This window comes from Streptomyces sp. WAC07094 (assembly GCF_036320405.1).
GTDB lineage: Bacteria > Actinomycetota > Actinomycetes > Streptomycetales > Streptomycetaceae > Streptomyces > Streptomyces lannensis.
Genome location: NZ_JAVMJZ010000001.1, coordinates 2,334,501 through 2,357,847, shown reverse-complemented (window position 1 = coordinate 2,357,847; position 23,347 = coordinate 2,334,501). Strand labels below are relative to the sequence as shown.

Here is a 23,347-nt window from a genome sequence, read left to right as displayed (position 1 = left end):
CCCAATGACCTCCTCTTCTTCCTCTTCTCAGGACACCAAGCGCATTGCGCACACCTATCCCGAGGGTCTTCGGGCCGATGCCCTGATGGAAGAGGACGTCGCCTGGAGCCACGAGATCGACGGAGAGCGGGACGGCGACCAGTTCGACCGCTCCGAGCGCGCGGCGCTACGCCGTGTCGCCGGACTCTCCACCGAGCTCGAGGACGTCACCGAGGTCGAGTACCGGCAGCTTCGCCTGGAGCGCGTCGTACTCGTCGGGGTGTGGACCTCGGGGACCGTGCAGGACGCGGAGAACTCGCTCGCCGAGCTGGCCGCCCTCGCCGAGACCGCGGGAGCCGTTGTGCTCGACGGCGTGATCCAGCGCCGCGACAAGCCCGACGCCGCCACCTACATCGGTTCCGGCAAGGCCCTGGAGCTGCGGGACATCGTCATCGAAACGGGCGCGGACACCGTCATCTGCGACGGTGAGCTCAGCCCCGGCCAGCTGATCCATCTCGAGGACGTCGTCAAGGTCAAGGTCATCGACCGCACGGCCCTGATCCTGGACATCTTCGCCCAGCACGCCAAGTCCCGGGAGGGCAAGGCGCAGGTCGCACTCGCGCAGATGCAGTACATGCTGCCGAGGCTCCGAGGCTGGGGTCAGTCGCTGTCCCGGCAGATGGGCGGCGGCAGCGGCGGCCTGGCGACCCGTGGTCCCGGTGAAACCAAGATCGAGACCGATCGGCGGCGGATCCGCGAGAAGATGGCGAAGATGCGCCGGGAGATCGCGGAGATGAAGACCGGCCGTGAGATCAAGCGCCAGGAGCGCAGGCGCCACAAGGTGCCGTCGGTCGCCATCGCGGGCTACACCAACGCAGGCAAGTCCTCCCTGCTCAACCGGCTCACCGGCGCGGGCGTCCTGGTCGAGAACGCGCTGTTCGCGACCCTCGATCCCACCGTGCGCCGGGCCGAGACCCCGAGCGGGCGGCTGTACACCCTGGTCGACACCGTCGGTTTCGTGCGGCATCTGCCCCACCACCTGGTCGAGGCGTTCCGCTCCACCATGGAGGAGGTCGGCGACTCCGACCTGATCCTGCACGTGGTGGACGGCTCGCACCCGGTGCCCGAGGAGCAGCTGGCCGCCGTACGCGAGGTGATCAGGGACGTCGGTGCCACCGATGTGCCCGAGATCGTGGTGATCAACAAGGCGGACGCCGCCGATCCGCTGGTCCTCCAGCGGCTGCTGCGGACGGAGAAGCGCGCGCTCGCCGTCTCGGCCCGCACCGGCAAGGGCATCCAGGAGCTGCTCGCCCTGCTCGACAACGAGCTGCCGAGGCCGTCGGTCGAGATCGAGGCGCTCGTGCCCTACACGCACGGTCGTCTGGTGGCACGCGCCCACTCCGAGGGCGATGTGATCTCCGAGGAGCACACCCCGGAGGGCACGCTGCTCAAGGCACGGGTGCACGAGGAGCTGGCGGCCGAGCTCGCGCCGTACGCTCCGGCTCCCGCGTTCTGACCCACAGCCGGCCGAAGAGCCGTCCCTCACATGGAGAAGGCCCGCCCCCTGCACAAGGGGGCGGGCCTTCGGGTGTCCGCGGACCGCCTGCCGTCCGGAGCCGTCAGGGGCGGACCTTCACTGGCTCGCGAACTTATTGCTGACCGACTCGTAGACCCCCTTGGCCACGTTGCCGAGCCGGGGCCCGGCCAGCCAGCCGGAGGTCACCGGACCGATCGAGGTGTTCGACACCAGCACCGGGTTGCCGTCAGGGCCGTTCTCCACCCAGCCGCCGCCGGACGCACCGCCGGTCATGGTGCAGCCGATGCGGTACATCGTGGGGTCCGTCTTCTCGATCGAGAGCCGGCCGGGCTTGTCCTGGCACCGGTAGAGCTTCTGGCCGTCGTACGGTGCCGCCGCCGGGTACCCGGTCGCGGTGATGCTGTCCACCTTCGGGACGGCCGGTGCGTTGAAGTCGACGGGAAGGGCCGAACCGACCGTCTCCTCCAGCGACTTGCCTCCGCTGCCCTGCTCGGGGGTCACATGGATCACGGCGTAGTCGTACGACGCTCCCTGACCACCGGTCTGGCCGCCCTGCTCGATCCACTGCTCCGAGGTCTGAGCCCAGTCACCCCACCAGACCCCGTAGGGGGCGATCTCCTCCCGCTTAGCGTTGCCGAGCTCGGCCTCCGTCTTCCCGGAGTTGTTGTACGCGGGCACGAACGCGATGTTGCGGTACCAGCCGCCCTTCCTGCCGGCGTGCACGCAGTGGCCCGCGGTCCACACGAGGTTCGACTTGCCCGGGTGGGCCGGATCCTGGACGACGGTCGCAGAGCAGACCATCGTGCCCTCGGGGGAGTCGAAGAACACCTTGCCCGCCGTGGGGGCGCTGTCGTGATACGCGGGCGGCACCGCCTGTGCCCTCACCGGGGCCGGGACCGGGTCCGTGACCCCCTGGTCGCCCGAGAGGTCGTTGTCGTCGACGCCCCTGTCGGGGTCGTCGGCCTCACGCATCCGGTCCGGGTTCCACAGTCCCTTGATGATCGGGTTGATGTAGTCGTCGGCCTCGCGCAGCCAGTCGTCCTTGTCCCAGTTCTTCCAGGCGCCGTTCTTCCACTTGTCGATGTCGATCCCGTGTTCCCGCAGCCTCTGCTTGATGTCGTCCGGGATCTTGATCTTGCCGTCGCTCGCGGAGGACGCGGTCGCGGACGCGCTCGCCTTGGCGTCCGCCGTGCTGTCCCCGCCCGAGTCGCAAGCCGTCGCGGTCAGCGCCAGTGCCGTGGCGAGGCCGACCGCTGCCAGCGAGGGGACGACCGTGCGGCGCGCGCTCCCTCCTCGGCGTCCTGAGAAGAGCGGGCGTATGGATCGCATGGTCTGAACTCCCCCTGGAATGAACCTGTGTGAAGAGGACGGCAGCCCGCCGTGGGGGCGGGACGTCTTCGACGGGCGTGTGCTTCCACTGAACAGCACCACACACTATGCGTGTGCTGTGGGGGGCTTCCCACGGATCGGCAACGGTTCGGCTACAAGCCGCTCGCCCGTGGATCTTCCGGATTCCCTTGCGAGGAGACGTCGTTCAGTCCGGCGGAGGGACCATCCGCGCCGACGCGGTGGGATGCGACGAAGCCCGACGGCGGGCGCCTGCGCCGACGCGGGAAATGCGCGCGGGTGAGTCGGGGCCGCCCGGTGGGCGGGGTCGTTCGCGTGTGGACACACGCGGGCCACCGCATCAGCCGGTACCTGGGCGGCACCGGCTGATCGGATCCAATTTCCCCAACGGGGGTGCCCATCGCGGCAATCCGGCACCCGTGCACTACCCAGGATGGGCAACACCGGCCGACCACCACGTCCCCCGGAGAGGATGGGCGGCCCACCGGTTGGATGTTCCCATCCAATCTCTTCTGACTGAGCGTCAGCAAGAAGTTCCCGGGCGCATCACTCGAACAGGTGAGCAGATTCGTTTCCCTTGTTTTTGACGCGGTTGAACCGCCCTCGTCGGGTCACGTCGCCCATGTCCATGAACTGAATACCGACCTGGTGAATCGGAGGAATCGGCACGGTGATTCAGAAGCGATCGGGGGATTTCCGGCAAAGTCCTGCTGCCCGGTGAGGGGACGTTCCATGTGATGCACGTGCCGTCGTCGACCGTGAGAGAGTGCACGATCCGTCCTCGACGGCTGCGGCAGGGCGGACCGAGGTTCGCGTGTCGAAGCCAGCGGAAACGGCGCGCTCATGCCGGCGGGTGAGGCCGAGATGCTCGGTGCCGTGGCGACCGAATGGAGCGGCCTCAATTCACCTATTTGCAAAGGGACTTGCTTTTCATTCCACAAGTCGGGCGAGACGGGATCGAATTGCTCCATTCGAGTGATGAGGTCGACGAGCTCTTGTCACTCGATCGGATGCGTGCGTCACTGGAAATGTGAAACCGGCGGGCTGCCCATCCCCGTGCCGGGGGAACGTTCAGACAGGCAGCGCTTGCCGGTTTTCTCCATGCCCACAGGCAGGGAACGGGCTGTTGCGCACAAAGCCGTAGGTGCCGGGGTGACTGTCCCCTTGTTCGCCCTGCGCCCGGCAGCCCCCGCGCCGTGTTGCGCTCCGCCCCGGAGAGCCCGGCAGAGGCTGACGACTCCCGCCATCGGCGCCGGTCCAGGACCGCTCCGCCGGTTGCCCACACCATCCCAGCGCAGCAGGAAGAAGGAGTGTCCCCATGCCTATCTCTCCGAACCAGGGTTCCACCGGCGGCGGCACGCTGGTGACCATCACGGGTACCAACCTCTCCAACACCAGCGCGGTGACGTTCGGCTCGAAGCCGGCCACGGCCGTCACCAACGTCTCGCCGACCCAGGTCACCGCGGTCTCCCCGTCCGGCACCGGATCGGTCGGCGTGACCGTCACGACCCCGGGCGGGACCAGCAACCCGGTGCCGTTCTTCTATGTCGGCGCCCCGTTCAAGTCCTCCCTGAGCGAGAGCGCGGGACCGCTGGCCGGCGGCAACACGATCACCATCAACGGCACGGGGCTGTCGACCGCGACAAGCGTGTCCTTCGGCGGGAACACGGCCACCCCGACCGTGGTCTCCGACACTGCCATCACGGTGGCGGTGCCGGCCGGGGCGGCGGCGGGGCCGGTGTCGGTGAGCGTGACGACCGCGGGCGGTACCAACAACGGTCTGTCCTACACCTACATCGACGACCCCACGATCACCACGATCACCCCGACCACGGGGCCGACCTCGGGTGGCACGGCGCTGACCATCGTGGGTACCAACTTCACCAGCACGGAGTCGGTCACCTTCGACGGCGTCGCCGGGCCGTTCTCCGTCGTCAACTCCACCACGCTCTCGGTGGTCACCCCGCCCGGCACGGCCGGTGCCGCTGACGTCGTGGTCACCAACCCGGCCGGATCCGCAACCGCGGCCGGCGGCTTCACGTACGTCGCCGGTCCCGGCATCTAGTCCGCCGGCTCCGCACCGGCAGACGTTCGACACCCGTCCGAGCGGCGGTCCCACGCCGCTCGGACGGGCTCTCACGTCCATCGTCCGTGCCCGAGCGGATCTGTTCACGGATCCGACCCCACAGTGACGCGTGAAGGAGTGCACTCATGGCTGCCCCCGTCGTCTCCTCGATCAGCCCCAACCAGGGGCCGATGTCCGGTGGGAACACCGTCACCCTGACCGGTACCGGCTTCAGCGGTGCGACCGCCGTCAGGTTCGGCGGCAACTCCGCCATCTCGTTCACGGTCTTCGGCAGCACGAGGATCGTCGCGGTGGTCCCGTCCGGTGCCGGGGTGGTCAACGTCACCGTCACCACCAGCGAGGGCACCAGTGCCCAGGCCGTCACCTACACCTATGTCGCCGCCCCCTCGCTGTCGAGCCTGTCGCCCGATCGGGGTCCGGTCTCGGGAGGCATCGTGGTGACGCTTACGGGAGCGAACCTGTCGAGCGCGACGGCCGTGCGTTTCGACGGGATCGCGGCGCTGTCGTTCACCGTCGTCTCCGCCACCCAGATCTCCGCGGTCGCCCCCGCGCATGCGGCCGGATCCGCGGCGGTCACGGTGACCACCGTGGGCGGCACCAGCAACTCCCTTACCTTCTCCTACGTCCTGGAGCCCTCGGTCACCGGCCTGACGCCCGCTCAGGGCCCGGCCTCGGGGGGAACCGTGGTGACCCTGACGGGAGCGAACCTGTCGGGTGCGACGGCCGTGCGTTTCGACGGGATCGCGGCGCTGTCGTTCACCGTCGTCTCCGCCACCGAGATCTCCGCGGTGACCCCGGCCCATACCGCCGGATCCGCGGCCGTCACGGTGACCACCCCCGGCGGCACCAGCAACCCCGAGAACCCCAGCATGTACTTCTACTATGCCGCGGTGCCGTCGCTGATCTCCGTGACGCCGACGTCCGGAAACACGGCGGGAGGGACCGTGGTGACGATCACGGGCACCGGCCTGTCGGGTGCCACGGCCGTGAATTTCGACGGGATCGCGGCGGCGTCGTTCACGGTCGGCTCCTCCACTGTGCTGACCGCGGTGACTCCCGCCCATGCGGCCGGTGCCGCGGCGGTCACGGTGACCACGCCGGGCGGCACCGGCAACCCGCTCAACTACGACTATTTCGACACCCCCACGCTGAGTGCCGTGACCCCCACCCTGGGGCCCACCTACGCGGGAAACACCGTCACGCTGACCGGAACGAGCCTGACGACCACCACCGACGTCCGGTTCGACGGCGCTGCGGCGTCGTTCACCGTGCTGTCCCCCACCGAGGTCACGGCCGTCGCACCGGCGGGGTCCGCAGGGCCCGCGACGGTCACGGTCGTCACGACCGCCGGCGTCAGCAACGGACTGACCTACACCCGGGTTGCAGGCCCGGGTATTTGACGCCCCGTCGGACAACGATGCGGCCGGCGGCGGTACGGGCCGCCACTCGTGTGACCTCGGCGCCCCCGCCGCTGCCGGACGGACCTGCCATGAGAGGGATGATCAGGGTTTAGTCGTGTCATAACAACAATCTCTCTGGCATATGCGCTTTTCTCATCACGTCCCCCTTGATCGCAGACGCCCAGCGGAAGGCGTGGTGGTTCGAAATGCGTAGGTCAGTCGGTACATCGCTTGTTCTGGGGGCGGTGAGTCTCGGCCTGACGTGTGAGTTGGCAGGCGCCGCGACGGCGGTCCAGGGGGTGACGGGTGCCGTGCGGACCGGGACCGTCGCCCTCCACGCGGGCGGGAACGGGTCTTCGGAGCCGGTTCGCGGGACCGTCGAGGCCAGGTCCGGCTTGAGCGTCCGCGCCCTGCCGACGACCAACTCCGCCGAGTTGGGCAGATACCCGAACGACGCCCGGATCGGTATCCAGTGCCGGGCGCCCGGGGAGAGCGTCGGCGGCGACTCGACGTGGTACCGGCTTGCGAACCGCACCGGTTGGGTGGCTGCCCGCTACGTCAAGGTCTCGAGCCCCGTGCCGCCGTGCGGCGAGCCCGGTCCTCAGGGGGCGCAAGGGGCGCAAGGGGCTCAGGGTGCGCAAGGTACCCAGGGGGCTACGGGGGCGACCGGAGCTCAGGGGACGCAGGGAACCCAGGGGGCTACGGGGGCGACCGGAGCTCAGGGGACGCAGGGAACCCAGGGCACCACAGGGGCCACCGGTACTCAAGGGGCTACCGGGGCCATCGGCCCTCAGGGACAGATGGGTGTCGCCGGTCCGCAGGGCGGTGCTGGTGCGCAGGGTGCCCAAGGTGACACCGGCGCTCAGGGTATGACCGGTGTGCAGGGTGCCCAAGGTGACACCGGTGCGACCGGCGCTCAGGGCGGGACCGGTGCTCAGGGTGCTCAGGGTGACATTGGTGCTCAGGGCGACAATGGTGCTCAGGGTGTTGCTGGTCCGCAGGGTGAGGCCGGTATCCCGGGTACTCAAGGTGCGACCGGCGCGACCGGCGCTCAGGGCGGGACCGGCGCTCAGGGCGGGACCGGTGCTCAGGGTGCCCAGGGTGACAACGGTGCTCAGGGCGAGGCTGGTCCGCAGGGTGAGGCCGGTATCCAGGGTGCTCAAGGTGCGACCGGCGCGACCGGCGCTCAGGGCGGGACCGGTGCTCAGGGAGCTCAGGGCGGGACCGGTGCTCAGGGCGAGACCGGCATCCCGGGTGCTCAGGGTGCCACCGGTGCTGTAGGCCCCCAGGGCGGGCTCGGTGCCCAGGGCGCGACCGGTGCACAAGGTGACACCGGGGCGGTCGGTGCTCAGGGTGCTGTGGGTCCGCAGGGTGAGACCGGAGCGGCAGGCACTCAGGGCACGCCTGGCACTCAGGGCGAGCCCGGCGTGCCGGGTGCTCAAGGCGCCAACGGCGCTCAGGGCGCTGCCGGTCCTCAGGGCGAGGTCGGTGCCACGGGCCCTCAGGGTGAGATCGGTACCGTGGGCGCTCAGGGTGCAACCGGCGCTCAAGGTGCAACCGGGCCCCAAGGCTCCTCCGGTGTCCAGGAGATCACTACCGTCTCCGAGGAGGGGACGCTGGGGCCAGGGCAGACATCGAATGTGGTTGCTATCTGCGGACCGAACCAGAAGGTGATTTCCGGTGGTTTTTTGGCGGGTTTCGGGGTCGTGAGCCCCGACATCTATGCCACGAAGAGTTATGCGACCATGAGCAACGACAGCGCGGTCAACAATAGTTGGACCGTCGAATTCCATAACGTCTCCACCACTGAAACGTACCTCAACCTCGCTACGGCCTACTGCGTGCCGTCCTAGCGCAGCGCCGTCCCGTGACCATGAGCCGTCCGTCCGGCGGTTCGGGAACGGACGGACAGGCGAGCGGGGCTCTGTTCCGACAAAGGGTCGACCAGGACCCGCTGTCGCAACAGAGCCCCGTGGTCGTTCTCCGGGCCGGAAGTCGCACGACGCAAGAACGAGTTCGGCAGGCCGGGCGGTCGCCCGGGCTCGAAGTGATGGCGGCGTCACGGGCATTGAGCGCGGCCGGACAGCCGACGGTGTTGACCCGCCGCCCCTGAGGGGCCGTTGCCGCGGGACGGATGCAACGCCCGCCCACGGGCCGGGTGACCGGGTGTGCCGACGCCCGCCGCCCCGGTCGTGGTGGGACGACCGGCAACGATCTTGCTCTCACCCGCTTCCGCGGGGCGTTCACGTCGTTGGTATGTACGGGGTGATCTGCTGTCCGTGGTCAACTCTCGCCCCATCCCCTCTGGACAGCGGGAGGAACTGACGTCGTGACCGTGACGGAGATTGCGGTGGTGCCGGTGGAGGGAGAGCCGGAGGTGTACGCGGCAACGGACGGGGAGCGCGCGGCACATGAGACGGGGGGAGTGCGCACGGCGCACGAGAGCATTCTGCGGCGTCAGTCGGCGCGCGAGTCCGCGGCACGCACCTATGCGCGCGCCCTCCCGATCGTGCCCGTGCGGGCACGCGGGCTCACCATCGAGGGCGCGGACGGCCGCCGTTATCTCGACTGCCTCTCCGGGGCGGGCACACTGGCCCTCGGCCACAACCACCCGGTGGTCCTCGAGGCGATCCGCAAGGTTCTCGACTCGGGTGCCCCGTTGCACGTCCTGGACCTGGCCACCCCCGTCAAGGACGCTTTCACCACCGAGCTGTTCCGGACCCTGCCGCCCGGGTTGGCCGACCGTGCGCGTGTGCAGTTCTGTGGGCCGGCGGGGACGGACGCCGTGGAGGCCGCCTTGAAGCTGGTGCGTGCCGCGACCGGTCGCAGCGGGATCCTGGCCTTCACCGGCGCCTACCACGGGATGACCGCGGGGGCTCTGGAGGTCTCCGGAGGCGCGGCCGACGTCCGGGTGGCCCGGCTGCCGTACCCGCAGGACTACCGTTGCCCGTTCGGGATCGGCGGCGAGACCGGCGCCGAACTGGGCGCCCGCTGGACCGAGTCACTCCTCGACGACGCCAAGTCGGGCGTGCCACTGCCTGCCGGGATGATCCTGGAACCGGTCCAGGGCGAGGGTGGGGTCATCCCCGCGCCGGACCCCTGGATGCGCCGCATGCGCCGGATCACCGAGGCCCGGTCCATCCCGCTGATCGCGGACGAGGTGCAGACGGGCGTGGGCCGCACGGGGCGCTTCTGGGCCGTCGAGCACAGCGGTGTGGTGCCCGATGTCATGGTGCTCTCCAAGGCGATCGGCGGCAGCCTCCCGCTCGCCGTCGTGGTCTACCGCGACGACCTCGACGTCTGGCAACCTGGTGCCCACGCAGGCACGTTCCGCGGTAATCAACTCGCCATGGCCGCCGGCACGGCGACCCTTGCCTACGTCCGTGAGAACGGCCTAGCCGAGCGCGCCGAAGCACTCGGCAGGCGCATGCTGGCCCGGCTCGCCCCCCTGATGGACGAGTTCCCCTTCATCGGGGACGTCCGCGGCCGAGGGCTGATGATCGGTATGGAGATCGTCGACGCCGAGGCCACGCCCGGCCCGATGTCCCAGGACCCGCCCACGGCGGATGCCCGACGGACAGGGCCGCTCCCCGCCGCGCCCGCACTCGCAGCCGCCGTCCAGCAGGAGTGCCTACGGCGCGGCCTGATCGTGGAACTGGGCGGACGGCACGGCAGTGTGGTGCGGCTGCTGCCGCCGCTGACGATCACCGACGAACAGACGAGCGCGGTCCTGGACCGGCTGGCGGACGCGGTGGCCGCGGTGGCGCGGGGGACCGTCGAGTCCTGAGACCCGTGCCGCGCTCCCCGGACCGGGCTGCGTAGCCCGGTCCGCCTCGCGTCCGATGCCGCAGAAGGAGGACCAGGCCTGGACGCGTGACCGCCCCCCACATCCGTACCGCACGGCCCGTCGCCGCACGAGCCGGAGACCTCACGAGGAACGACCTTGAACGCCACCCCCACCCCCGACTGCGGCTCCCGGACCCCCGAGCAGGAGACCGGCGGCACACAGGCCACCGCGCTCGCGCCGAGGCCTCCCACGGTCCCCCGGCAGGAGGCGGCCCCGCCGGAGTCAGAGGCGGTGCGCGACGCCGATCTGCTGGAGCATCCCGATCCGCACCTGGCGGCCCAGGCCGCGAGCGTGGAGAACCTGCTGCGCTGCTGGGTCCGCGAGCACGATCTCGCCGCTCCGGCAGACGGTGTGCTGAGGATCCCGCTCCCGGCAGGCGCGACGACGCTCCTCGTCCCCGTCCGGTACTGGTCCATGACGGGTTGGCACCGGTTCGGCCTGCCGCGGCTCGCCGGGACACCCGAGTCGGCCCCGCCCGCCGACGCCGTGACGGTGGCGACCCTGCTGGCCCGGGAGGTCGGCGCCGCCTGGCAGGCAGCCGCCCCGGCCTCCTCACCGCCCCAGGGGTCCGGCTTCCCGCATGACCACGTCGCCGACCTGGTGGGCAGGGTGGCCGACTCCGTCCGCCACACCACGACCTTCATCGCTGAGCGGCGCGAGCGGCCCGTGGACGAGGCGGACCTCTTCCTCTCCGCCGAGCAGGCGCTGCTGCTCGGGCACCCCATGCACCCGACGGCCAAGAGCCGCGAGGGACTCTCCGACGCCGAGGCCCGGCTCTACTCGCCCGAACTCAGGGGCCGCTTCCCACTGCACTGGCTGGCGGTCGCACCCTCCGTACTCGCGGCCGACTCGGCGTGGACGGAGGGCGGCCGGACCGTGCCTGCCGGCCTGCTCGCCCTGCGGCTCGCGGCTTCGGACCTCCCGCTCCCCGAGAACTTCACCGCTCTGCCCCTGCATCCCTGGCAGGCGCGCGAGATCCGGCACCGCCCACAGGCCGTCGCCCTGCTGGAGACCGGACTGATCCGCGACCTCGGCGCACATGGAGAGCCCTGGCGCCCCACCTCCTCCGTCCGCACCGTCCACCGCTCCGGCGTCCCGGCGATGCTGAAGCTGTCGCTGGGCCTGCGCATCACCAACTCCCGTCGTGAGAACCTCCGAAAGGAACTCCACCGGGGCGCGGAGGTGCACCGACTGCTGCGCGGTGGGCTCGGCAGGGAATGGCGCTCCGTGCACCCCGGCTTCGACATCGTCCGTGACCCGGCCTGGCTGGCCGTCGACGACGCGGACGGTATGCCCGTGGCCGGATTGGACGTGGTCATCCGGCACAACCCGTTCGGTCCGACGGACGACGCCTGCTGTCTCGCCGGCCTTGTCTCGCCCAGGGCCCGCGCCCTGCCCGGGGAGCAACGACCCGGACCGGTCTCCAGGCTCGCCGAGACGGTGATCCGTCTCACCGCACGCACCGGCCGTTCGCGCTCGGCCGTCGCCACCGAATGGTTCCTGCGTTACCTGGAACAGGTGGTGCGCCCGGTGCTCTGGCTGGACGGGCAGGCCGGCATCGCCATGGAGGCGCACCAGCAGAACACCATCGTCCTCCTGGACCCCGAAGGCTGGCCCGTGGGCGGCCGCTACCGGGACAACCAGGGCTACTACTTCCGCGAGTCCCGCCGCGCCGAACTCGAGGCACGGCTGCCGGGCATCGGTGAGCACAGCGACACCTTCGTCGCCGACGAGGTGGCCGACGAACGCTTCGCCTACTACCTGGGCATCAACAACGTCCTGGGTCTGATCGGCGCGTTCGGCTCCCAGGGCCTCGCCGACGAACAGCTGTTGCTCGCGGCCTTCCGTCGCTTCCTCGCCTCCGCCGCCGACGGCTCCGGACGGCTGCGCAGCTCCCTGCCGGCCCGTCTGCTCGAGTCACCCGTCCTGCGCTGCAAGGCCAATCTGCTGACCCGGCTGCACGGTCTGGACGAACTCGTCGGCCCGGTGGACACCCAATCCGTCTATGTCACCGTCACCAACCCCCTTCATCCCTGAACGCCATCCGTCCCTTCTCCTGAGAGGAGCGTCGCCGTGTCCCCGATCGACGCGAACAGCGGCGCCGGCACCGCCTCCGCCCCCGGCGCGGGTCCCGCCACCCGCTCGGGCTCCGGATCCGGCGCCGACCGGCGTCTGCGCCCGAACCCCGGCTCGGACTGCGAGGACACCCTCGATCTCCGGCTGCCCGACCAGTTCATGGCCCTCGGCGTGGATCGTGGGCCGAGCCGGAGCAGAGCCGCGGCGCCGACCGTGTTCGACGCGCGTGAGGCCCTGACCGACGCGTCCCACGACCAGGTCGCCGGCGCTCCTGACGGTCCGGCCGACCCTCCTGAGAGCCCGGCAGACGCGATCGCCGGATCTGTCGTACGACCGGGCATCGCACGTGGCGACGACCTCCTGGACGACGTGGCCGACTGGGGTGCGACGCCCACCCCTGTCGGTCTCTTCCACCTCGTCCCGGTCGATCCGAGCCGGGATCTTCCGCTGGTCGCACGCTGGATGAACGACCCCGCGGTGGCGGTGTTCTGGGACCTGGCGGGAGACGTCTCGGTCACCGAGCGGCACCTGTGGGCCCAACTCGCCGGTGACGGCCGCAGCGTCTCGTGCCTCGGTGTGCTGGACGGCACCCCCATGAGCTACTGGGAGATCTATCGCGCGGACCTCGACCCCCTGGCCCGCCACTACCCGGCCCGTCCCCACGACACCGGGATCCATCTCCTCATCGGGGGTGTCGCCGACCGCGGGCGCGGTATCGGTTCCGCCCTCCTGCGCGCGGTGGCCGACCTCGTCCTCGACCGGCGTCCGTCGTGTTCACGTGTCGTCGCCGAACCCGACCTCCGCAACATCCCCTCCGTCGCCTCCTTCCTCAACGCCGGCTTCCGGTTCTCCGCCGAGGTCGACCTCCCCGAGAAGAGGGCCGCCCTGATGATCCGGGACCGGGTCCTTCGCCGTGTGCTGCAGCATCATCACTCTCTGTAACGAAAGGCATCCCGCCTCGGTTCCCGGCCCCCGGTCACCGATTTCCGCCCTCCGCTCGGGCTCCCGCCCCGAGGGCCCGGTTCCGGCCCCTGGCCCCGGCTCCAGTCCGTCCGCCCCGTTCCCGGTCGCGCGCGGCCCTGTGCCACAAAAGGAGTCCTGTGCCGCATCGTCCGCCGAACCGAGGGCCGTCCCGTTCCGCGACGCCAGGCGTGAGCCCCCGGTGGGCTGCGGGGACTCGTGCTCGTTTGTCAGTGCCGCGCCGTAGGGTGGTCGCGCTATGACGAAGCCCTCACTCCCCGAACTCCTGCATGCAGCCGTCTCAGCCGTCGGCGGTACGGAGCGCCCCGGCCAGGCGACCATGGCCCAAGCCGTCGCGGAGGCGATCGACGACGGTTCCCATCTGCTGGCCCAGGCCGGCACCGGCACCGGAAAGTCGCTGGGCTATCTGGTGCCCGCGCTCGCCCACGGGGAGCCCGTCGTCGTGGCGACAGCCACCCTGGCGCTGCAGCGCCAGCTCGTCGAGCGCGACCTGCCGCGCACGGTCGAGGCGCTGCACCCGCTGCTGCGCCGTCGCCCGGAGTTCGCGATGCTCAAGGGCCGGTCGAACTACCTGTGCCTGCACCGCCTGCACGAGGGAGTGCCGCAGGACGAGGAGGACGGCCTGTTCGACCAGTTCGAGGCCGCCGCGCCCACGAGCAAGCTGGGACAGGATCTGCTGCGGCTGCGGGACTGGTCCGAGGACACGGAGAGCGGCGACCGGGACGACCTCACTCCGGGCGTCTCGGACCGGGCCTGGGCGCAGGTGTCGGTGTCGTCCCGGGAGTGCCTGGGCGCATCGAAGTGCGCCTACGGCGCCGAATGCTTCGCCGAGACGGCCCGCGAACGTGCCAAGCTCGCCGAAGTCGTCGTCACCAACCACGCGCTTCTCGCGATCGACGCCATCGAGGGCGCGCCCGTCCTGCCCCAGCACGAGGTGCTCATCGTCGACGAGGCCCATGAACTGGTCTCCCGGGTGACGGGGGTGGCCACCGGCGAGCTCACCCCCGGCCAGGTCAACCGCGCCGTGCGCCGCGCCGCCAAACTGGTCAACGAGAAGGCGGCCGACCAACTCCAGACCGCCGCCGAGGGCTTCGAACGGCTGATGGAGCTCGCCCTGCCTGGGCGTCTCGAGGAGATCCCGGAGGATCTCGGGTACGCACTCATGGCGCTGCGCGACGCCGCCCGTACCGTGATCTCCGCGCTCGGGACGACCCGCGACAAGTCCGTCCAGGACGAGGACGCCGTCCGCAAGCAGGCGCTCGCCGCCGTGGAGGGCGTGCACGACGTGGCGGAGCGGATCACCCACGGCTCGGAGTGGGACGTCGTCTGGTACGAACGGGACGACCGCTTCGGTGCGTCCCTGCGGGTCGCCCCGCTGTCCGTCTCCGGCCTCCTGAGGGAGAAGCTCTTCGCGGACCGCTCGGTGGTCCTCACGTCCGCCACGCTGAAGCTGGGCGGCGACTTCAACGGCATCGGGGCCTCCCTGGGGCTCGCCCCCGAGGGCACGGAGGGAGACGACCTGCCGAAGTGGAAGGGCGTCGACGTCGGCTCCCCCTTCGACTATCCGAAGCAGGGCATCCTGTACGTCGCGAAGCATCTGTCACGGCCGGCCCGCGACGGCGACCGAGCCGACATGCATGACGAGCTGACGGAGCTGATCCAGGCGGCCGGCGGCCGCACGCTGGGCCTTTTCGCGTCGATGCGGGCCGCCCAACTCGCCGCTGAGGAACTGCGCACCCGTATCCCCGAGTTCCCGATCTTCCTTCAGGGCGAGGAAACGCTCGGCGAGCTGATCAAGAACTTCGCGGCCGACCCGCAAGCGTGCCTCTTCGGCACGCTGTCGCTCTGGCAGGGCGTCGACGTCCCCGGTCCGAGCTGCCAGCTGGTCGTCATGGACAAGATCCCGTTCCCGCGCCCCGACGACCCGCTGATGAGCGCCCGTCAGAAGGCGGTCGAGGAGGCGGGGGGCAACGGCTTCATGGCAGTGGCCGCCACGCACGCGGCGCTGCTGATGGCACAGGGCGCCGGTCGTCTGGTGCGGGCGACGGGGGACCGCGGGGTGGTCGCCGTGCTGGACCAGCGGCTGGCCACGGCACGCTACGGGAGCTATCTCAAGGCCTCACTGCCCGGCTTCTGGTACACGACGGACCGTAACCAGGTGCGCAAGTCGCTCGCTGCGATCGACGCAGCGGCCAAGGCGCAGGAGTCGTGACCCGGTAGGGCGCGGTTCGGCCAGGTCAGTACGCTGTTCGGCGGCCCCTGGGCCGCCGAACAGCGTACTGACGGCGGTCCCGCAGGGCGTCCGAGGGGCCCGGGCAGCGCGGGACCCCGGAACCGGCGCAGGGGTCCCGGGGCCCGGATCAGGGGGAGCGTCGTCAGGCCGCCCTCCGTGCGGGTCACACCCGCCGCAGCACCGCCACCACCTTGCCGAGGATCGTCGCCTCGTCGCCGGGAATGGGCTGGTAGGCAGCGTTGTGCGGCAGCAGCCATACATGGCCGTCCTCGCGCTTGAAGCGCTTGACGGTGGCCTCGCCGTCGAGCATGGCGGCCACGATGTCGCCGTTCTCGGCGACGGGCTGCCGGCGGACCGTGACCCAGTCGCCGTCGCAGATCGCGGCCTCGATCATGGAGTCGCCGACGACCTTCAGGACGAACAGCTCACCGTCGCCGACCAGCTGCCTCGGCAGCGGGAAGACGTCCTCCACCGACTCCTCGGCGAGGATGGGGCCGCCGGCTGCGATACGGCCGACGAGCGGGACGTACGACGCGGCCGGCTTGCCCGTGGTGTCCGTGGGCTGCACGGAGGCCGACTGGTCCGATCCGCGGACCTCGTACGCGCGCGGCCGGTGCGGGTCGCGGCGCAGGAAGCCCTTGCGCTCCAGTGCCATCAGCTGGTGTGCCACCGAGGACGTGCTGGAGAGACCCACGGCCTGGCCGATCTCCCGCATCGACGGTGGGTAGCCACGGCGCTGCACGGAGTCCCGAATGACCTCGATCACCCGGCGCTGCCGGTCGGTCAGACCGGAGCTGTCCGCCCGGATGCCTGGAGGTCGGCCGGGCAGGGACCGCTTGGGCCCCTCGTGATTCGTGGCTTCGTTCATGGCATGCACCGGCTCGAGTCGGCCCTGGGAGCGGTCCTGGGCAGTGATGGTGGCGCTGTCTGCGGTGGTGGTCACGTCGGCCCCTCTCGATGGTCTCCCGTGCAGCACAACGGTAGTTGCTTTCGAAAGGTTGCGCCAAACACACGTTCGAGTGAAAAACCGCGAATTATCTGACGCGGTCCTGCGTGCCGGTGTATGGCCGACCCTGATCGGCGGAGGTCCCCCCGCTCGGCCGTGACCGGGAGCGGAGGAGGGCAAAAGCGCTCATTGCTGTACCCTTCACCGCCGGGGCGATGGCCTTGTGGGCCGCCGTGATCGGCGCCCAGTCTGCCACCCGAGGCCCGGCGGGCCGGGTACCGACCCCCCTTCTCCATGCGGCGTCCACCGTATCCACCCATGGTCCGATCGGGTATGGCCCTGCGGCATGTGCCAATCTGCGGGCTGTCCGCGTGTCGCGGCCGAAAGTGTGAGCCGATCGCTAGATGTAGTGGTTGGATTGCACCAGTGGCCCATAGGTTGTGGTCCCCCCGGTCTTCCTGGCTCGGGAGATCGCCTATGCTTGGGGCTGCTTCGAGGGGCCTGTGAGGCCCACGAGGTCCAATCAGTCGTGCTGAAAAGGAGGGTGGGAGCCATGTACTGCCCCTTCTGCAGGCACCCGGACAGCCGTGTCGTCGACAGCCGTACGACCGACGACGGGACGTCCATCCGCAGGCGCCGCCAGTGTCCCGACTGCTCCCGCCGTTTCACGACGGTGGAGACGTGCTCGCTCATGGTGGTCAAGCGGTCCGGGGTCACCGAGCCCTTCAGTCGCACCAAGGTCATCAACGGCGTGCGCAAGGCATGCCAGGGGCGGCCTGTCACAGAGGACGCACTCGCCCAGCTCGGCCAGCGGGTCGAAGAGGCGGTGCGGGCCACCGGGAGTGCCGAGCTGACCACCCATGACGTGGGTCTGGCCATACTCGGCCCCTTGCAGGAGCTGGACCTCGTCGCCTTTCTGCGGTTCGCGTCCGTGTACCGGGCGTTCGACTCGCTGGAGGACTTCGAGGCCGCCATCGCGCAACTCAGGGAGCAGCAGCGCGGGCGCCCCGCCGTGGACGACGACGACCACGGAAACGCCGTCGCGGAGCGCCAGGGAACCGACCGCGGGTCCGGAGCGGCGGCAGACGCCCCCGTGCCCGTCAGCGCCGCCGACTGACGGGAGGGCCGACGGGCAGGGCTCCGTCGGCGGCGCACACAGACCCGTCACGCGCGCCGTCCCGCGACGTGCGTGACAAGCAGACACAACACCGTGCCTTGGGAAGAAAAGGGCACGTCAGGGCGTTTTTGCCTGATACAGGGAGGCGGCATGACAGAGACGGCGAGCGGTCCGGCACGAGGTTCCCGAGCGAAGGGCGCCAAGGCCACCAAGGGACTGCGTATCGAGCGCATTCACACCACTCCCGGCGTGCATCCGTACGACGAGGTCGAGTGGGCGCGCCGTGACGTCGTCATGACCAACTGGCGCGACGGCTCGGTCAACTTCGAGCAGCGTGGCGTCGAGTTCCCCGACTTCTGGTCGGTGAACGCGGTCAACATCGTCACCAGCAAGTACTTCCGCGGTGCCGTCGGCACCCCGCAGCGCGAGACCAGCCTCAAGCAGCTGATCGACCGCATCGTGAAGACGTACCGGAAGGCCGGTGAGGACTACAAGTACTTCTCCTCGCCCGCCGACGCGGAGATCTTCGAGCACGAGCTGGCCTACGCCCTCCTGCACCAGATCTTCAGCTTCAACAGCCCCGTCTGGTTCAACGTGGGCACCCCGCAGCCGCAGCAGGTCTCCGCCTGCTTCATCCTGTCCGTCGACGACTCCATGGAGTCGATCCTCGACTGGTACAAGGAAGAGGGCATGATCTTCAAGGGCGGCTCCGGCGCCGGCCTGAACCTCTCCCGCATCCGCTCCTCCAAGGAGCTGCTCTCCTCCGGCGGCAACGCCTCCGGTCCCGTCTCCTTCATGCGCGGCGCCGACGCCTCCGCGGGAACGATCAAGTCGGGCGGTGCCACCCGCCGCGCGGCCAAGATGGTCATCCTGGACGTCGACCACCCTGACGTCGAGGACTTCATCGAGACCAAGGTCAAGGAAGAGGAGAAGATCCGCGCCCTCCGTGACGCGGGCTTCGACATGGACCTCGGCGGTGACGACATCACCTCCGTGCAGTACCAGAACGCCAACAACTCGGTCCGCGTCAACGACACCTTCATGAAGGCCGTCGAGAACGGCGGCAAGTTCGGCCTGCGCGCCCGTATGACCGGTGAGGTCATCGAGGAGGTCGAGGCGAAGGCGCTCTTCCGCAAGATGGCCGAGGCCGCCTGGGCCTGCGCCGACCCGGGCATCCAGTACGACGACACGATCAACCACTGGCACACGTGCCCGGAGTCCGGCCGTATCAACGGCTCGAACCCGTGTAGCGAGTACATGCACCTGGACAACACGTCCTGCAACCTCGCCTCGCTGAACCTGATGAAGTTCCTGAAGGACGACGGCAAGGGCCGCCAGTCCTTCGAGGTGGAGCGCTTCGCCAAGGTCGTCGAGCTGGTCATCACCGCGATGGACATCTCGATCTGCTTCGCGGACTTCCCGACCCAGAAGATCGGCGAGAACACCCGCGCCTTCCGCCAGCTCGGCATCGGCTACGCCAACCTCGGCGCCCTCCTCATGGCGACCGGCCACGCGTACGACTCCAACGGCGGCCGCGCCCTGGCCGGTGCCATCACCTCCCTGATGACCGGCACGGCGTACAAGCGCTCGTCCGAGCTCGCCGCGGTGGTCGGCCCGTACGACGGCTACGCCCGCAACGAGCGGCCGCACCTGCGCGTCATGCAGCAGCACGCCGACGCCAACGCCACGGCCGTCCGCATGGACGACCTGGACACCCCGGTGTGGGCCGCCGCCACGGAGGCCTGGCAGGACGTGCTGCGCCTCGGTGAGAAGAACGGCTTCCGCAACTCCCAGGCGTCCGTCCTCGCCCCGACCGGCACCATCGGTCTGGCGATGTCCTGCGACACCACCGGTGTCGAGCCGGACCTGGCGCTGGTCAAGTTCAAGAAGCTGGTCGGCGGCGGCTCGATGCAGATCGTCAACGGCACCGTGCCGCAGGCGCTGCGCCGCCTCGGCTACCAGGAGGAGCAGATCGAGGCGATCGTCGCCCACATCGCCGAGAACGGCAATGTGATCGACGCGCCGGGCCTCAAGCACGAGCACTACGAGGTCTTCGACTGCGCGATGGGTGAGCGTGCCATCTCCCCGATGGGCCACGTCCGCATGATGGCCGCGATCCAGCCGTGGATCTCCGGTGCCATCTCCAAGACGGTCAACATGCCGGAGACGGCGACCGTCGAGGAGGTCGAGGAGATCTACTTCGAGGCCTGGAAGCTGGGCATCAAGGCGCTCGCGATCTACCGCGACAACTGCAAGGTCGGCCAGCCGCTCTCCGCCAAGAAGAAGGAGACCGCGCCGGCGAAGGCCGAGGAGCGCACCGCGGAGCCCAAGGTCGAGAAGGTGGTCGAGTACCGCCCGGTCCGCAAGCGCCTCCCGAAGGGTCGTCCCGGCATCACCACCTCCTTCACCGTCGGCGGTGCCGAGGGGTACATGACCGCCAACTCCTACCCGGACGACGGTCTCGGCGAGGTCTTCCTCAAGATGTCCAAGCAGGGCTCGACCCTCGCGGGCATGATGGACGCCTTCTCCATCGCCGTCTCGGTGGGTCTGCAGTACGGCGTGCCGCTCGAGACGTACGTCTCCAAGTTCACCAACATGCGCTTCGAGCCGGCCGGTATGACGGACGACCCGGACGTGCGGATGGCTCAGTCGATCGTCGACTACATCTTCCGCCGTCTGGCGCTCGACTTCCTGCCCTTCGAGACGCGTTCGGCGCTCGGCATCCACTCCGCCGAGGAGCGTCAGCGCCACCTGGAGACCGGCTCGTACGAGCCCAGCGAGGACGAGGTCGACGTCGAGGGCCTGGCCCAGTCGGCGCCGCGTGCCCAGGAGCTGAAGGCCGTGGCCACCCCGCGTGCCGAGGCTGCGACGGCCCAGCCGGCCCCGAAGCAGGCGCACACCAGCGCCGAACTGGTGGAGATGCAACTGGGCATCCAGGCGGACGCCCCGCTGTGCTTCTCCTGCGGTACGAAGATGCAGCGGGCCGGTTCCTGCTACATCTGCGAGGGCTGCGGCTCGACGAGCGGCTGCAGTTGAGAATGAGCGGTATCGCGTCGGATCCTGGATCCGACGCACGCCGCGAAGGTAGCTGACCTGCGGTTCCCGAGGGGGACCGGCCGACGGCCGGTCCCCCTCGGCGTGTCCTGGAAAGTGCCACGGCCGGCTCTTCCTCGGCGGCGTTGCCGACCGATGCATCACGGCCGGGCCGCTATCGGAACCCACGTCCCCGCACGGGTCGGCCCCTCTGTCGCTCGGCCACCGGCGCCGCCCCCTGGGCAGACCAGGCCAGTACGGCGGGTCATGCCCGCTCGGGAGCCTCCAGGACCATACGGATCTCGGCCACCTCGTAGCCCGCGCGCTCGAATGCTGCCGCCATAGGGGCGTTCGTGGTGTCCGTCGTCGCGGTGATGCGCTCGGCGCCTTCGGCCGCATGGAAGCGAGTGATCTCGGCGAGGATCTCGTCGATCAGGCCCTGCCCACGTTGCTCGGGTACGACTCCGAGATAGCCGACGTTGCGGTTGTACGGGGTCGCCGACGGCACGGCCAGACCGGCGAGCGTGCCGTCGGGCAGCTCCGCGAGCCGCCACCAGGAGCGCTCGCCGGGGCAGTCGAGGTAGAACCGCATGTCCTCCTCGGCCAGTTGCCCGGCGTCCTTGGTACGCAGTTCGTCCTGGGTGGCCTGGTCCAGGCTGCCGGAGGACACCCGGGCGAAGGCATCGAGGACCTCCTCGTCGCTGCCCTCGCGAAACGTCAGCCGACCACCGGCCTCGGGCAGTCCCGCAGCCGGAGTCCATTCGTAGCGCAGGCGCTCGATCTCCCGGCTCAGCCCGGCACGGGCGCCCGATTCGCGACGCCAGGCGACCGCCTGCGCGAGTTCCGATCGGGCGCGCCAGTCCCCTGGGAGGGAGACGTTGTACAGCGGGCGCGTGCCGAAGGTGGCATGCCCGGCGTCGAGGAGGCCGGTGGCGAGGGCGGCGGGGTCGGCGACCGTGGAGCGTACCTGGAGGCAGTCGAGGGCTATGGGCCGCTCGCTGTCGGCCCGACCCCACCACAGCGCGCGGGCAAGTATGTACCCGTCCTCGTCCTCGGCGAGCCAGATCCATTCCGGCCGGAATCGGTTGGCGTCGATCTCCTCGCGGATCCGCTCGGCGGTCAGAGCGGCGACGGGACCGTCGGCCGGATAGGCGAGGGCCCGGTCGAGGGCGGTGGGGTCCGCGGTGGCGGCAAAGAATCGCATTCGGCCCATGATCATGAGGGGAGAAAGGCGGAGCAACGCATTTGTCCTTGCCGCCCACCCGTGCCCCCGTCAGGTCGCACTCCGTCGGTGGCCCTCACCGGGGTCGCGCAGGATGCGGGAAACCGGCCCACCCCTCCTCGGCAGGCATCGACGGACGAGCGAACTCGGGATGTCGGACGCCCGGGACCGGTGACACGCGCCAGTACCCGGTCATGACGGGCGGCACCGCTGTCCGCCGGGTCACCGGGCAACGGTGTCAGGAGTCCTGCGGGCTGCCCATCACTCGGGCGAAGCTCTGCGGGTCCGTGTCGTAGCCGTGGATGCCCGGGCGGAACATCCACTCGCCGGAGGCGTCGCGCACGAACTCGGCGACCGTCGCCGCCGTCGCGCCCAGGACCCCGCCGAAATCGTCCTCGGCAAGGACGGTGTATCCCTCGCGCAGCCGCAGCGCAGGGTTCAGGACGCCGACGAACGTCCTGTGGCCGGTGCGCTGCTGTATGACGACTCCGGCCACCACGCGCGCGTACTTGCTGTCGAGGCGGTGGAGCTCAAGCGTCATGACCTCGTCCCAGCCGAAGCCCTTGCCGTCCAGGCTGTCCCGGTTGAGGTAGATCGTGCCGTCGGGGGAGCGGCTGTCGAAGTGCACGACATAGCCGGGCTTCCCGTACGGATCCGACGCGAGATAGGTCGCCGCGACGATGTCGAGGTCGGTCGGCGGCTGTCCGGGCGGACTCGGGTCCCACTTCACCGCCAACTCGACTTTGCGGATGCCCTTGTTGAGGTCGCTCATCACTCATCCCCTCCCCGTTGTCACGACCCTCTGAACGAACTCCTGTGCAGAGTGGGTCAGTTGTCCATTGTGCCTTGTGCGCCGGGGCGCTCGCCCGGGTGCAACCCGCCGGAGCGTGACCAGCGCCACGCATCGGGGCCGTACGATGGCGCGGTGCTGGTCAAGTGGATTCGCTGCACTGTGGTGGACCGCCGCGGTTTCGAGCGGGGGCAGCGAAAGTGGGCGGGACTGCCGGGGGAGCCGGGATTCCGCGGACAGGGCGGGGGCTGGAGCCGGGGGAGACCCGGCGTGGCGCACGTCTTCGCGTTCTGGGAGAGCCGTGCCTTCTACGACTCCTTCATGGCGCGCTCCCACGACCGACTGGCGGCTGCGCAGTCGGGGACGTTCAAGGAACAGCAGGTCAGGCTCTTCGACCACCGCTTCGACGTGAAGACCGGCTTCGAGCCCCGCTTCACCGACGCGGACCTGGTGCGGGTCGCGCACTGCAAGGTGCACGAGGAGCGTGCCGAGCACTTCGCACTGATGCAGGAGAAGGTCTGGAATCCGGCGATGGCCGGTTCGCCGGGCATGACCCGCGGACTGTTCGGCGAGGCGCCGGGTCATGAGTTCCTGATCCTGTCGATGTGGCAGTCGGCGGCGGAACACGGCAAGTACCGCGAGGAACGTATCGAGCGCCTGGCGCTGAGGGCGCAGACCGAGGCCGACATCGCTGCCCTCACGGGGGACATCGTGGACCTGGAACCGTCGTGGACCGTGTGATCGGATGGCGTG

General features: G+C 69.9%; 15 protein-coding genes. 11 read left to right on the top strand and 4 right to left on the bottom strand.

Annotated features, from left to right (window positions below; all coding sequences use genetic code 11):
* The first annotated feature begins 4 nt into the window (after nucleotides 1–4).
* Nucleotides 5–1,495: a GTPase HflX gene (gene hflX, locus RCR19_RS10260; RefSeq protein WP_331264868.1), complete on the top strand. Its 1,491-nt coding sequence runs from the start codon at nucleotides 5–7 to the stop codon at nucleotides 1,493–1,495.
* Between the two features lie 117 nt (nucleotides 1,496–1,612).
* On the opposite strand, the gene RCR19_RS10255 is transcribed toward hflX, so the two are convergent.
* Complete coding sequence (locus RCR19_RS10255; protein ID WP_331264867.1) at nucleotides 1,613–2,845, bottom strand: hypothetical protein; 1,233 nt, start codon at nucleotides 2,843–2,845, stop codon at nucleotides 1,613–1,615.
* A gap of 1,336 nt (nucleotides 2,846–4,181) precedes the next feature.
* Here RCR19_RS10255 and RCR19_RS10250 point away from each other — a divergent pair.
* The 7 genes from RCR19_RS10250 to RCR19_RS10220 all read left to right on the top strand — a co-directional run bounded on the left by RCR19_RS10250 (nucleotide 4,182) and on the right by RCR19_RS10220 (nucleotide 15,465).
* Nucleotides 4,182–4,928, top strand: a complete 747-nt coding sequence (locus RCR19_RS10250) for an IPT/TIG domain-containing protein (RefSeq protein WP_331264866.1) — start codon at nucleotides 4,182–4,184, stop codon at nucleotides 4,926–4,928.
* A gap of 146 nt (nucleotides 4,929–5,074) precedes the next feature.
* Nucleotides 5,075–6,349 carry an IPT/TIG domain-containing protein gene (locus RCR19_RS10245; RefSeq protein ID WP_331264865.1) on the top strand — a complete coding sequence of 425 codons (1,275 nt, stop codon included), beginning with the start codon at nucleotides 5,075–5,077 and terminating at the stop codon, nucleotides 6,347–6,349.
* Nucleotides 6,350–7,869: 1,520 nt separating this feature from the next.
* Nucleotides 7,870–8,202 carry a hypothetical protein gene (locus RCR19_RS10240; protein ID WP_331264864.1) on the top strand — a complete coding sequence of 111 codons (333 nt, stop codon included), beginning with the start codon at nucleotides 7,870–7,872 and terminating at the stop codon, nucleotides 8,200–8,202.
* 524 nt (nucleotides 8,203–8,726) lie between these two features.
* Nucleotides 8,727–10,136, top strand: coding sequence for a diaminobutyrate--2-oxoglutarate transaminase family protein (locus RCR19_RS10235; RefSeq protein WP_331269399.1), 1,410 nt, complete (start codon nucleotides 8,727–8,729; stop codon nucleotides 10,134–10,136).
* A gap of 156 nt (nucleotides 10,137–10,292) precedes the next feature.
* Complete coding sequence (locus RCR19_RS10230; protein ID WP_331264863.1) at nucleotides 10,293–12,233, top strand: IucA/IucC family protein; 1,941 nt, start codon at nucleotides 10,293–10,295, stop codon at nucleotides 12,231–12,233.
* 36 nt (nucleotides 12,234–12,269) lie between these two features.
* A complete protein-coding gene (locus RCR19_RS10225; RefSeq protein ID WP_331264862.1) occupies nucleotides 12,270–13,214 on the top strand; it encodes a GNAT family N-acetyltransferase in 945 nt (314 codons plus the stop codon).
* 277 nt (nucleotides 13,215–13,491) lie between these two features.
* Nucleotides 13,492–15,465, top strand: coding sequence for an ATP-dependent DNA helicase (locus RCR19_RS10220; protein ID WP_331264861.1), 1,974 nt, complete (start codon nucleotides 13,492–13,494; stop codon nucleotides 15,463–15,465).
* 184 nt (nucleotides 15,466–15,649) lie between these two features.
* On the opposite strand, the gene lexA is transcribed toward RCR19_RS10220, so the two are convergent.
* Nucleotides 15,650–16,429, bottom strand: a complete 780-nt coding sequence (gene lexA / locus RCR19_RS10215; RefSeq protein WP_059132092.1) for a transcriptional repressor LexA — start codon at nucleotides 16,427–16,429, stop codon at nucleotides 15,650–15,652.
* 556 nt (nucleotides 16,430–16,985) lie between these two features.
* Between lexA and nrdR the strand changes: the two genes are divergently transcribed.
* On the top strand, nucleotides 16,986–17,549 hold the full coding sequence (gene nrdR, locus RCR19_RS10210) for a transcriptional regulator NrdR (protein ID WP_331264860.1): 564 nt from the start codon (nucleotides 16,986–16,988) through the stop codon (nucleotides 17,547–17,549).
* Between the two features lie 150 nt (nucleotides 17,550–17,699).
* On the top strand, nucleotides 17,700–20,585 hold the full coding sequence (locus tag RCR19_RS10205; RefSeq protein ID WP_331264859.1) for a vitamin B12-dependent ribonucleotide reductase: 2,886 nt from the start codon (nucleotides 17,700–17,702) through the stop codon (nucleotides 20,583–20,585).
* 262 nt (nucleotides 20,586–20,847) lie between these two features.
* Here the strand turns inward: RCR19_RS10205 and RCR19_RS10200 are convergent, their stop codons facing one another.
* Nucleotides 20,848–21,786, bottom strand: coding sequence for a GNAT family N-acetyltransferase (locus RCR19_RS10200; RefSeq protein WP_331264858.1), 939 nt, complete (start codon nucleotides 21,784–21,786; stop codon nucleotides 20,848–20,850).
* Nucleotides 21,787–22,042: 256 nt separating this feature from the next.
* Nucleotides 22,043–22,576: a TerD family protein gene (locus tag RCR19_RS10195; RefSeq protein WP_331264857.1), complete on the bottom strand. Its 534-nt coding sequence runs from the start codon at nucleotides 22,574–22,576 to the stop codon at nucleotides 22,043–22,045.
* A gap of 153 nt (nucleotides 22,577–22,729) precedes the next feature.
* On the opposite strand from RCR19_RS10195, the gene RCR19_RS10190 reads away from it, so the two are divergent.
* Complete coding sequence (locus tag RCR19_RS10190; protein ID WP_331264856.1) at nucleotides 22,730–23,335, top strand: YdbC family protein; 606 nt, start codon at nucleotides 22,730–22,732, stop codon at nucleotides 23,333–23,335.
* The last annotated feature ends 12 nt before the right edge of the window (nucleotides 23,336–23,347 follow it).